Here is a 10,825-nt window from a genome sequence, read left to right on the forward strand (position 1 = left end):
CCCTTTCCTTGGTGGCCTCTTCCATGGCGTTTGCGGTTGGCCTTCTCAATGCATTGCCAAGCGTGCAGCTATGCGAGCTGCTGGGCCGCATCGGCTATGGCTTTGTGGTGCTGGATCTGGAGCATGTACTGCGCGCGCCGGACGAGCTGGAACACGCCATCCGCGCGTGTGAGCTGTCTGGCTGCGAAGCCTGGGTGCGCGTACCGGAGGTGGACGAAAAACTGATCGGCCGGGTGCTGGATGCCGGCGCGCGCGGGATCGTGGTTCCGCGCGCTGAGTCAGAGGCACAAATGGCCGCTGCCATCGCCGCGGCGCGGTTTCCGCCGTTGGGCCGGCGCGGCATCACCAGCGGGCGCGTCACCGGCTTCGGCAACGTCGATCTGCCCAGCTATATCGCACAGGCCAATCGCGATATCCGCATCGTGCCGATGATCGAAAGCGCGGCCGGTGTTGCTGCGTTGCCTGAAATGCTTGCGCTGCCCGGCGTAGCCTTGGTGATGGAAGGCGCTTTGGATCTTGCGCTGGATCTAGGTCTTGGCCCGCAACCAACGCATCCACAGGTGTGGGAGCTGCTGCTGCAACTGCATGCGCAGTGCGTTGCTGCCGATGTGCCGTTCTGCCCCAATCCGCGTACCGATGCGCAACGCGCGCACTGGCTGCAACAGCCCGATCTGCGCTGGTTGCTTGCCGGCGAAGACCGCGCCCTGATGCAACGCGCACTGCGCGGTCATCTGGCCACCTTCGCCGCACCCACTTCACCACCCGCCTGCAGGAGCACGCCGTAGATGTCGACGTTCCGTTTCCACGCCCTGGCCATCGCCATCGCTGCGATCACTTTGACCCTGCCGCAGTTGGCGTTCGCCATCGAGTCGGCGGATGCCGATGCTAGCGATGCGCAAACGCCGATCCGCGCCTTGGATGCGATCCAGGTGCAGGGCAGCCTGCTCGGGCGTTCCAACCCCGACGATGTGCAGCGCTATGCCGGTAGCCGCCAGGTGATCGACCGCGAACAACTGAGCAACGGCGGCAACCGCTCGCTGGACGATGCGCTGCAGCGCGTGCCGGGCATCAAGATTTTCGACGAAACCGGCACCGGCGCATTGCCGCAGCTGATGCTGCGCGGCCTGTACGAAAGCCGCAGCGGCCGTGTGCAGGTGCTGGAAGACGGCGTTCCGCTGGCGCTGGCGCCGTATGGGCAGACCAGTCTGTCGCTGTTTCCGGTGGGGCTGAATCAGATCGATCGCATCGATATCGTGCGCGGTGGTGCGGCAGTGCAGTACGGCCCGAACAACGTAGGCGGGGTGATCAATCTGGTTAGCAAGCAGATCCCCAGCGAATGGAGCAACACGCTGGCGCACAAGGTCACCGCCGGCGGCAGGGGCCAGTTTCTGCAGGACAGCGCGCTCAGCAGCGGCGGCTACCTCACCGATAATTTCGCCATGCAGGTCGATGCCAATCGCACCTATGGCGAGTATTGGCGCGCGCACAGCGATACCGATATCAGCAATCTGCGCGTGCGTGCGGAGTGGTGGCTGGACGACACCAAGTTGCTCAAGGCCAGTGTGCAGCGCTATCTGGTCGATATGGATCTGGCCGGCGCGCTCAGCCCGGACGATTACCGGCGCGACCCGCGTCAATCAACGCGCCCGTTGGACAGCTTAAACGGCCGTACCACGCGTGCGTCGTTGGGTTATGAGCAGCTGTTCGGAGACTGGGGCCGGCTGAAGGATGTACGCCTGGACTGGACCAACTTCAGCGCGCGCAGTAGCCGCAACTTCATCGTCGGCATGCGTCAGGCCGCCACCGAAACCTGGCGCTCGGATCTGCCGCCGCAACTGCGCCAGACCGCACCGCGCGATTTCCGCGTGGTCGGCAGCGAGCCGCGACTGACCTGGACCATGGGCAATGCCGGTGGCGTGCGTCAGCAGTGGACCGCCGGTGTGCGTGCGGTGCACGAAGACATCGACTTTCTGGTCGGCAATCTGCGTCTGCGCGATGGCTTGTTCACCACCGTGCGCGATTGGCAGTTCGAAGATCGCGCCCTGGCCGCTTACGTCAGCAACGCCATCACGCTGCCCGGAGAACGCCTGACGATTACGCCTGGCTTGCGCTACGAGCGGCTGGATTCGCGCTATTTCAATCGCGCCACCGGCGTGCGCACGCTCAACCAGACCCGCGATGTGTTGCCGGGTCTTACCCTTGGTTTCCAGGCGACAGAACAGTGGTTCTTCTATGCGGATGGGCAGCGCTCGCTGCGTGCGCCGCAGGTCACCCAGATCATCTTCGGCAATAATCTGGATGCAGAATTAGCGTGGAATTACGAAGCCGGCACGCGCTATCAGCCCAACGACCGCACGCGCATCCAGCTTGGTGCGTATATGATCGATTTCGACCAGCAGATCCAGCTGGATAACACCACACGCGTGTTCCGCAATTTGGGCAAGACCAGCCATCAAGGCGGCGAGCTGGAACTGCAATGGAGCCCGGAAACTCTGCGTGCGCTCACCCTCAACGCCGGTTATGCCTATCTGGATGCCAGCCAGGAATCGGGCGCATTCCGCGGCCTGCGCGTGCCTTACACCTCGCGCAATCAGATCACCCTGGGCGGCAACTACACGCTCGGTCACACCACTGTCGCACTGTCGAGCTACTACTTCAGCAAGGCCTACAGCGATGCCGCAAACACCGTGCAGGAGAACGCGGTCGCTTCAGTGGGCCAGTTGCCGGCCTACATGGTGTGGAAAACGCAGGTCAGCCATACCCTGTTCGAACGCGATGGACAAAAATTCAGCGCATCGCTGGCGATCAATAACGTGTTCGATCGGCAGTACTGGTTCCGCGGTGTGGATACCAGCCCCTGGGGCCGCCAGGCCGCGCCATCGCGCACGGTCACCGCCGGGCTGGAATACACGTTTTAAGCCTGCGCCAGTAGGCACACGCTGCAAACGACCGACGCACAGGGGCGCTGGTCGCGCCTGACGGCAAGCGCGGCAGCGCTGGCGAGCGCCGCAGACAACACGGCGTGCATGACGCACGCATCATGGCCGCAGCAATGCGGCATGCGATCACCGCATCGCAGGCCACCCAACGCCCCGCGGCGCCAGGCAGCCCGTTTCATTACCGGTTTTTCCACCGTCCGTCCTGTTGAACGAGAGCTGCCATGACTGCAACATCCGCTGCACCGTTGGTGATCCTCACCCATGTCTACCATCCGGCCATTACCGAAGGCTTTGTGCCTGCCGCGCACGCGCTGGGCCTGCCGGTGTGGCTGCTGACCGATCATCGACTCGATCACCTCAGCTATTTCCGCGAGCACCCCGCGCATGCGCCGCAGCGGGTGATCGAATGCGATGTCTTCAATCCGCTCGGTGTGCTGGATGTGCTGCACGACGCCGATGTGTCGCCGCGCGCGGTGTTCAGCAATAGCGATCATCTGCAGACCAGCACCGCACTGGTTGCCGCTGGCCTGGGCCTGCCGGGCAAGGATTGGCAGGTGTGTTACGCGGCCAAGAACAAGGCGGCGATGCGTCAACGTTTGCGCGCGCGTGGCTTGCCATCGCCGTGGTTCTGCACGCTGGCGCCGAGCGCCGCGTTGCCGGCCGACATTCCGTGGCCGGTGGTCGCCAAACCGCGCGAAGGCGTGGCGAGTCTGGACGTACGCCACTGCGCCGATGCCGCGCAATTGCGAGCCTATCTGGACGATGTATGGCAACGCCACCCGCAGCGCACCGTGTTGCTGGAAGGCATGCTGGACGGCGCGCTGTTTACGCTGGAAACGCTGGGCGATGGGCACACGCTGCAGGCATTGGGCGGCTTCAAGGTGCAGCTGTCGCCACCGCCGCATTTTGTGGAATGCCAAGCGCAGTGGGATGCACGCATCGACACCCCAGTGATTGCGCAGGCGCTACAACAGCTACGCAGCTTCGGCGTCGGCTTCGGGCTGTGCCATAGCGAGTTCATTCTCACCAGCGATGGCCCGGTGCTGGTGGAGATCAACTACCGCAGCATCGGCGACCGCCGCGAATTCCTGCTCGACAACATGTTCGGCAAGCAGTGGTTCAACGCCGCGCTGGCGCCGCATCTGGGCCTGCCGCTGCCGCACCTGTGCAGCGGTCGCACCCATGCCTTGCTGCGTTACTACATCGCCGAACATGACGGCGAACTGGTGGCCGCCAGCGAAGACCGCCGCCATCACACTGCGCACAGCGAGGTGCAGTACCGGCGCATGCGCGCGCCCGGCGAGCGGATCCGGCTAAGCCATTCCAACAAGGACTATCTGGGCGTACTGAGCGCGCTCGCCTGCGATGCGCAAGGACTGGAACAGGCGGTGGTGCATGCCGAAGCGGGCTTGCACTGGCGGATCGACAGCGCGGAGCTGTGCGCATGAGCAGTGCCGCCGACCAACGTTATATCGCGACCCGCATCATTGATGCGTGCCTGCGCGAAGACCTGCGTGGGATCGCCACGCGTGGCAGTGCCGCAATACCCAACGCAACGCTGCTGGCGGTATGGACCGACCCAAGCCCGGTGGAAGGCTGGTGGCGCATTGCGCACTTGCCCGATGGCACGCTGTGGCTGCCAATTCACCGGCAGGGCTATCTGCAGGACGTCAGCGCCTGTGGCGACAGCTGGATCGTGCAGAGCGCTGACGGTGCGCATGTCGAACGCGGTGCGCAGGCGTGGCTGCAACGGATGAGCGCGCAGCTCGACATTGACACCCAACAGCTGCATCGCGCCTATGCGGAAGAAGCCGAGTGCGCCGCTGCACACCTTGGCCTGGCGCGCCAGGCCCTTGATGCACAGGCACCTGCGCTGATCAACGCGCTGCAACACGCAGATGCCGCAGAGCGTGCGTATCGCTGCGATCAACTGGCGAGCTATCGCGATCACCCGTTCTACCCGACCGCACGCGCCAAGGCCGGGCTGGAGGCGTCGGAACTGCGCGATTACGCGCCTGAAATGGCACCCACATTCGCGCTGCGCTGGCTGGCGATTGCGCGTACGCAGATCACCTGCACCAGCGCACTACCGGCCGAGCTGTGGCCAGACTTCGCCACGCTGGGTTTGCCACCCGAACTGGCCAACACGCACCTCGCCTGGCCGGTGCATCCGCTGGTGTGGGCGCGCCTGGAGCAGGACGGTTTCGCGCTTCCTGCAGGCAGCTTGCGTGCACCGCAGGCATGGCTGGAGGTGCGCCCTACCCTTTCGGTGCGCACGCTGGTGCCGCTGCAGCATCCGCAGTTGCATCTCAAATTGCCGATTCCGATGCGCACGCTGGGCGCGCTCAATCTGCGCCTGATCAAACCCTCCACGCTGTACGACGGTTATTGGTTGGAGCGCGCATTGCGAAGCATCGATGCGCTCGATCCGGCACTGCGCGGCCGCTGTGTGTTCGTGGACGAATCGCATGGCGGGCATGTGGGGCAGACGCGTCATCTGGCCTATCTGGTGCGGCGTTATCCCGCGCTGGACGACGCCACGCTGGTGCCGGTTGCTGCGCTATGCGCGGTGTTGCCGGATGGCCGGCCGATGGCGATCCATCTGGCCGAGCGTTTTGCGCAGGGCGATGTGCTCGGCTGGTGGCGCGATTACACAGAGCTGCTGCTCGCCGTCCACCTGCGCCTGTGGCTGCGCTACGGCATCGCGCTGGAAGCCAACCAGCAGAACAGCGTGCTGGTGTATGCCGATGGTCAAGCGACGCGGCTGCTAATGAAGGACAACGACGCCGCGCGCATCGCGATGCCGCAATTGCGCGCGCAACTGCCGGACCTGGACGCTTTGGGCCCGCTGCACGATGCGCGTATCGCAGTGGACGACTCGCACGCCTTGGCGCAGATGTTCTGCACCATCGTGCTGCAACTGGATCTGCAAGCGGTGCTGGAAGGTCTGGCCGAATGGCAGCCCGCGCTGCGTGCGCCGCTGTACACGCAGCTGCAAACGCAGTTCGCATTGACGCTGGCGCAGTTGGACGTCGACGGCATCGACACCAGCCCGGCGCGCCGCCTGCTGGCCGCGCCACGGCTGCCGGTAAAGTACCTGCTCAGCGCGGGCAGCCTGCTCAGCAAACAGCTCACTGGTGCGACGGATATCAACAAGTTCTACGGCGATAGCGCTCCCAATCCATTCGGCGAGGCATTCGCTGGCGCGCAGCACACGCCGCGTCGGCAGGCAGGCGGTCAGCGATGAGGCGTGTCCTGGGCCCGGTACTGGCGGCGCATTACCTTGCCGCCTTCACCGCGTTGGGCATGCCGTTGTTTCTGCCGCAGGTGTTGGCCGAATTGGCGCCGTCGGCTGCGGTTGGCTGGAGTGGTGTGCTGTACGTGCTGCCGACGCTGTGCACGGCGTTGACGGCGAGCACCTGGGGACGCTTGGCCGATCGCTATGGACGCAAGCGTTCGTTATTGCGCGCGCAGTTGGGGCTGGCGCTGGGCTTTGCGATCGCCGGCTTCGCGCCGTCGCTGACCTGGCTAGTGATCGGCCTGATTGTGCAAGGCGCCTGCGGCGGCTCGCTGGCAGCGGCCAATGCGTATCTGGCCAGCCAGCCGCAGGCCGGCCCGCTGGCACGTGCGCTGGACTGGACGCAGTATTCGGCGCGCCTGGCGATGGTCAGCGCTCCCGCATTGTTGGGCCTGGCGTTGGCGTTTGGCCCGGCGCAGTCGTTGTATCGCGCGCTGGCGCTACTGCCGCTGCTGGCATTGGCGCTGACCTGGCGTTTGCCGGCCGATCAGCCTGTGGTGCGGCCAACACCATCGGCAACGACATTCAATAATTCCACCCGCGCGTCTGCGTCATCGACAACGACATCAGCGCTGTGGCCTGCCTTGCTGATCGCGCAATTCCTGTTCTGCTTTGCGATGGTGGTGACGTTTCCGTACTTCATCCCGTATGCGCTGGCGCGCGGTGCCGGCCACGACGCGCTGGCCGGCCTGCTCTACAGCCTGCCGCATCTGGTCTATCTGGTGGTGCTGCCGTGGTGGCGGCGCGGCGATGGACACGCGTGGCTGGTGCCTGGCCTGCTGGTGTTCGCCGTGGCCTGCGTCTGGCAGGCGCTGTTGCACGACCCCGTTGCGCTGGCAGTTGCGCGTGTGCTGTTCGGGTTCGGCATGTTGTTCGGCCTGCGTGGGCTCAACCGCAGCTTGGCACTGGTCGCCAGCGGGCATGGCGCCGGGCGCCTGTTCGGCCGCTTCGATGCCTGCGGCAAATGGGCCGGCGTGTGCGCCGGTGCCGCCGCCGGTGCGCTGGCCCAGGCGGCCGGCCCTGCAACCCCCTTCCTGGCTGCCGCGCTGGCTGCGGCGGCCGCTGCGCTCACCGTTCTGGTGCGCTTCCCTTCGAGGAGATCCGCCGATGTCGCCGCACACGATGCATGACCCCTGGTACGACAGCATGGCCGACGCGCAGGCCTGCACCTGCTGGTTGAACTGCTACCTGCGCGAGTTCGCGATTGTGCAACAGGCCGTGGATTTCGATTATCGCGGGCTGGATCGCCCCGGCCCGCGGATGGCCGAGCAGCGCTGGCTGCGTCTCGCGCTGGGCGACACCGGCGCACTGTGCGTGCGCATTGCCTATGCCGATCGCCTGGGCCGCTGCCGCTTCGCCTCCACGCCGTTTCTCAAGAGTGCGGGCAAACCGTGGCAGAGCCTGGACGCGCATGCATTGGCGCACTGCCTGTTACAGGCGCTGGGTAGTACGCAGGCGGTCAATCCGGAACTGCTCGCACAAAGCGCCAATAGCGTGGCGATCACTGCAGCGCTGTTGCGACAGGCGCAAGGCACCGCGGCAACCGGTGAGGCGATGATCGATGCCGAACAATCGATGCTGTGGGGGCACGCATTGCATCCAACGCCGAAGAGTCGCGAAGGCATCGATCTGGCGCAGGTGCTGGCCTGCGCGCCGGAAGCGCGTGCGGCGTTTCAATTGTTCTGGTTCCGCATCGATCCGCGACTCTTACGCATGCAGGGCCGCGATGTGCGTGCGACCTTGCGGCAGCTGTCTGGCAACGACGATCTATATCCCTGCCATCCGTGGGAAGCGCAGCGCCTGCTCGACGACCCGCTCCTACGCACCTTGCAGGCGCGCGGCCTGATCGCGCCGGTCGGCGCGCTGGGCGATGCACTGCGGCCAACCTCCTCGGTGCGCACGCTGTATCACCCGGAGCTGGATTATTTCCTCAAGTGTTCGGTGCATGTGCGGCTGACCAACTGCGTGCGCAAGAACGCCTGGTACGAGCTGGAAAGCGCGGTCGCGCTCACCGAACTGCTGGCGCCGAGCTGGCATGCGCTGGCGGCGCAGGTGCCGGGCTTCGATGTGATGCTGGAACCGGCGGCCACGTCGCTGGAGATTGCGCAGGTCGATCCCGCGCTGCACGACGCTGACCCGCTGGCAGCGCGTGGCTTGTCGGAGAGCTTCGGCATCCTATATCGGCAGAGCTTTGCTGCCGCGCAACGTGCGCGTTGGCAGCCGCAGGTGGCTGCGGCGTTGTTTACCTGCGATGCACAGGGCAACAGCGTGTGTGCGGCCAAGTTGCAGGCACTGGGCAGCGCGCAGATGGATCGCCATACCGCCACGCTGCTGTGGTTCCGTGCGTATGCCGGGCTGCTGCTGGACGGCGTGTGGAGTACGCTGTTCCAGCACGGCATCGCGTTGGAACCACACTTGCAGAATACCGTGATCGGTTTTGCCGATGGCTGGCCGACACGGGTGTGGGTTCGCGATCTGGAAGGCACCAAGCTGCTCGCACACCATTGGCCCGCCACCCGTTTGCAGGGCGTGGGCGAGCGCGCACGGCAATCGCTGTACTACACGCCGGAACAAGGCTGGAATCGCGTGGCGTATTGCGCACTGGTCAACAATCTGGCCGAGGCGATCTTCCACCTCAGCGAAGGCGATGCCGTGCTCGAAGCGCGCCTGTGGCACTGCGTCGGCGAGATCGCCGCACGCTGGCAGCAACGTCATGGCGCGCAAGCCGCGCTGCAGGGCGTGATCGACGGCGCGCCGCTGCCCGGCAAGAACAACCTGGGCACGCGGCTGTGGCAGCGCGCCGATCGTCAGTCCGATTACACCGCGCTGCCCAATCCCATTCCACGCAGCGCAACGGCACGCCAGGTGGCGGCATGAGCCTGCGCATCGACACCGCCGCCGTGATGACGGCATTGCCAAGCGTGCGCGAACACAGCGATGGCCCGATCTGCGCCTACGTCTACGACCTGGCCGCACTGCACGCGCATGCGGGATGGATGCGGGCGCAATTGCCGGCCGAGTGCGAGCTGTTCTACGCTGCCAAAGCCAATGCGGAGCCGCCGATCCTGCGCACGCTCGCCCCGCACGTGGATGGCTTTGAAGCGGCATCTGGTGGCGAACTCGCCTGGCTGCATCAGCAACAACCAAAGGCCGCGTTGCTGTTGGGTGGACCCGGCAAGCTCGATCGCGAACTGGCCCAGGCCGCTGCGCTGCCCGACTGCACCGTGCATGTGGAAAGTCTGGGCGAACTGGAACGCCTGGCTGCCATCGCAGCGCAGGCCGGTCGCTGCGTGCCGGTGTTTTTGCGCATGAACATCGCCGTGCCCGGCGCGCAGAGCACGCGCCTGATGATGGGCGGGCAGCCCTCGCCGTTCGGCCTGGACCCGGACGATCTGGATGCGGCGATGCAGCGGCTGCGGGCCAGCCCTTCGCTACATCTGGAGGGATTTCATTTCCATCTGATGTCGCACCAGCGCGATGCCGGTGCGCAGCTGCATCTGATCGCCGCCTATCTGCGCACCGTGCAGCAGTGGCGGCAGACCTATGGGCTTGGCCCGTTGCGGGTGAATGCAGGCGGCGGCTTCGGTGTGGATTATCTGGCGCCGGAATCCTCGTTCGATTGGGCCGGCTTTTGCGCCGGGCTGCCTGCATTGCTGCGCGAACACGGCAATGCGCTGCGCCTGCGGCTGGAGCCAGGGCGCTATGTCAGCGCCAGCTGCGGCTGGTATCTGATGGAGGTGCTGGATCTCAAGCGCAGCCACGGCGCGTGGTTTGTGATCGCACGCGGCGGCACCCACCACTTCCGCACTCCGGCCGCGCAAGGCCACGATCACCCGTTCCGCGTATTGCGTGGCGCGCGCGCGCCTGTGCTGCGCGACACGCCGGTCACGTTGGTCGGGCAGCTGTGCACGCCCAAGGATGTGCTGGCGCGCAACCAGCACGTCGCAGCGCTGGCACCGGGCGACTGCCTGGCCTTCCCGCTGGCCGGTGCGTATGCGTGGAATATTTCGCATCAGCAGTTCCTGATGCATCCACCGCCGCAGATGCTGTTCTTGCCGGTGGTGGCTCAGGCGGCCGCGTCAGCATCTGTGGAAAGCTGGACCGGCGCGCGAATGTCTGCACGCAACTCCGCTTCGGCCACTGCTTCTGGATCGTCCAGGTAAAGGTAATGCAGCGGCGCGTCACGAAGGATGTAGCCGCTGTCGGGCAGCCACTGCGCGATCACGCGGTCGAGCGCGTCTTCCAACCCTGCATCCCAACCTAGGTGACGCAGCACCGCATGCGCGCCACCGTCGAGCTGGCGCAATTGCAACGGCGCCGGTGGCGACAGTGCGGCGTCAAAGCTCATGCCGCATTCGAACAGATGCCGGTGCGCCGGCACATGGCGGTGGTCGCTGAGCGGCAGGCCGATCAAGGACTTCAACTGCTCGATCACGCCATCGCGCTCGGCCCAGGCCGCGATGCGGCCGACGCCACGGTCCAATTCGTCGAAGGCGCCGCGCTGGCGTTGATGCGCCCAGGGTTTCCCAGACATCTCATGGCCATGGAAAATGGTCGATTCGGAGGTGTCTATGAGCAGCAAGCGGTA

The 10,825-nt window shown here is 65.5% G+C and carries 8 protein-coding genes; 7 read left to right on the plus strand and 1 reads right to left on the minus strand.

Annotated features, from left to right (window positions below; genetic code table 11):
- Positions 1 to 23 precede the first annotated feature (23 nt).
- The 7 genes from XpopCFBP1817_RS03875 to XpopCFBP1817_RS03905 all read left to right on the plus strand — a co-directional run bounded on the left by XpopCFBP1817_RS03875 (position 24) and on the right by XpopCFBP1817_RS03905 (position 10,400).
- Complete coding sequence (locus XpopCFBP1817_RS03875; protein WP_128416073.1) at positions 24 to 785, plus strand: HpcH/HpaI aldolase family protein; 762 nt, start codon at positions 24 to 26, stop codon at positions 783 to 785.
- The gene (locus XpopCFBP1817_RS03880) at positions 786 to 2,918 is read left to right on the plus strand and encodes a TonB-dependent receptor family protein (protein WP_128416074.1); all 2,133 of its coding nucleotides are present in this window, start codon (positions 786 to 788) and stop codon (positions 2,916 to 2,918) included. It begins immediately after the preceding gene.
- 242 nt (positions 2,919 to 3,160) lie between these two features.
- Positions 3,161 to 4,387 carry an ATP-grasp domain-containing protein gene (locus tag XpopCFBP1817_RS03885; protein ID WP_128416075.1) on the plus strand — a complete coding sequence of 409 codons (1,227 nt, stop codon included), beginning with the start codon at positions 3,161 to 3,163 and terminating at the stop codon, positions 4,385 to 4,387.
- Positions 4,384 to 6,186, plus strand: coding sequence for an IucA/IucC family protein (locus XpopCFBP1817_RS03890; protein WP_128416076.1), 1,803 nt, complete (start codon positions 4,384 to 4,386; stop codon positions 6,184 to 6,186). Before XpopCFBP1817_RS03885 ends, XpopCFBP1817_RS03890 begins: the two co-directional genes overlap by 4 nt.
- The gene (locus XpopCFBP1817_RS03895; protein ID WP_128416077.1) at positions 6,183 to 7,367 is read left to right on the plus strand and encodes an MFS transporter; all 1,185 of its coding nucleotides are present in this window, start codon (positions 6,183 to 6,185) and stop codon (positions 7,365 to 7,367) included. Before XpopCFBP1817_RS03890 ends, XpopCFBP1817_RS03895 begins: the two co-directional genes overlap by 4 nt.
- Positions 7,345 to 9,114, plus strand: a complete 1,770-nt coding sequence (locus XpopCFBP1817_RS03900; protein WP_128416078.1) for an IucA/IucC family protein — start codon at positions 7,345 to 7,347, stop codon at positions 9,112 to 9,114. The genes XpopCFBP1817_RS03895 and XpopCFBP1817_RS03900 overlap by 23 nt, the downstream gene beginning before the upstream one ends.
- The gene (locus XpopCFBP1817_RS03905) at positions 9,111 to 10,400 is read left to right on the plus strand and encodes a type III PLP-dependent enzyme (protein WP_128416079.1); all 1,290 of its coding nucleotides are present in this window, start codon (positions 9,111 to 9,113) and stop codon (positions 10,398 to 10,400) included. Before XpopCFBP1817_RS03900 ends, XpopCFBP1817_RS03905 begins: the two co-directional genes overlap by 4 nt.
- Here the strand turns inward: XpopCFBP1817_RS03905 and XpopCFBP1817_RS03910 are convergent.
- A partial coding sequence (locus XpopCFBP1817_RS03910; protein WP_146090177.1) for an AraC family transcriptional regulator occupies positions 10,304 to 10,825 on the minus strand: 522 nt, incomplete at its 5' end. The genes XpopCFBP1817_RS03905 and XpopCFBP1817_RS03910 overlap by 97 nt on opposite strands.

Origin of the sequence: Xanthomonas populi, assembly GCF_002940065.1 — a bacterium.
GTDB lineage: Bacteria > Pseudomonadota > Gammaproteobacteria > Xanthomonadales > Xanthomonadaceae > Xanthomonas > Xanthomonas populi.

Bases quoted from the DNA above. Each gene is read 5' to 3' on its own strand.
- XpopCFBP1817_RS03875 (WP_128416073.1), top strand. From the start codon at position 24: ATGGCGTTTGCGGTTGGCCTTCTCAATGCATTGCCAAGCGTGCAGCTA.
- XpopCFBP1817_RS03885 (WP_128416075.1), top strand. From the start codon at position 3,161: ATGACTGCAACATCCGCTGCACCGTTGGTGATCCTCACCCATGTCTAC.
- XpopCFBP1817_RS03895 (WP_128416077.1), top strand. From the start codon at position 6,183: ATGAGGCGTGTCCTGGGCCCGGTACTGGCGGCGCATTACCTTGCCGCC.
- XpopCFBP1817_RS03905 (WP_128416079.1), top strand. From the start codon at position 9,111: ATGAGCCTGCGCATCGACACCGCCGCCGTGATGACGGCATTGCCAAGC.
- XpopCFBP1817_RS03890 (WP_128416076.1), top strand. From the start codon at position 4,384: ATGAGCAGTGCCGCCGACCAACGTTATATCGCGACCCGCATCATTGAT.
- XpopCFBP1817_RS03880 (WP_128416074.1), top strand. From the start codon at position 786: ATGTCGACGTTCCGTTTCCACGCCCTGGCCATCGCCATCGCTGCGATC.
- XpopCFBP1817_RS03900 (WP_128416078.1), top strand. From the start codon at position 7,345: ATGTCGCCGCACACGATGCATGACCCCTGGTACGACAGCATGGCCGAC.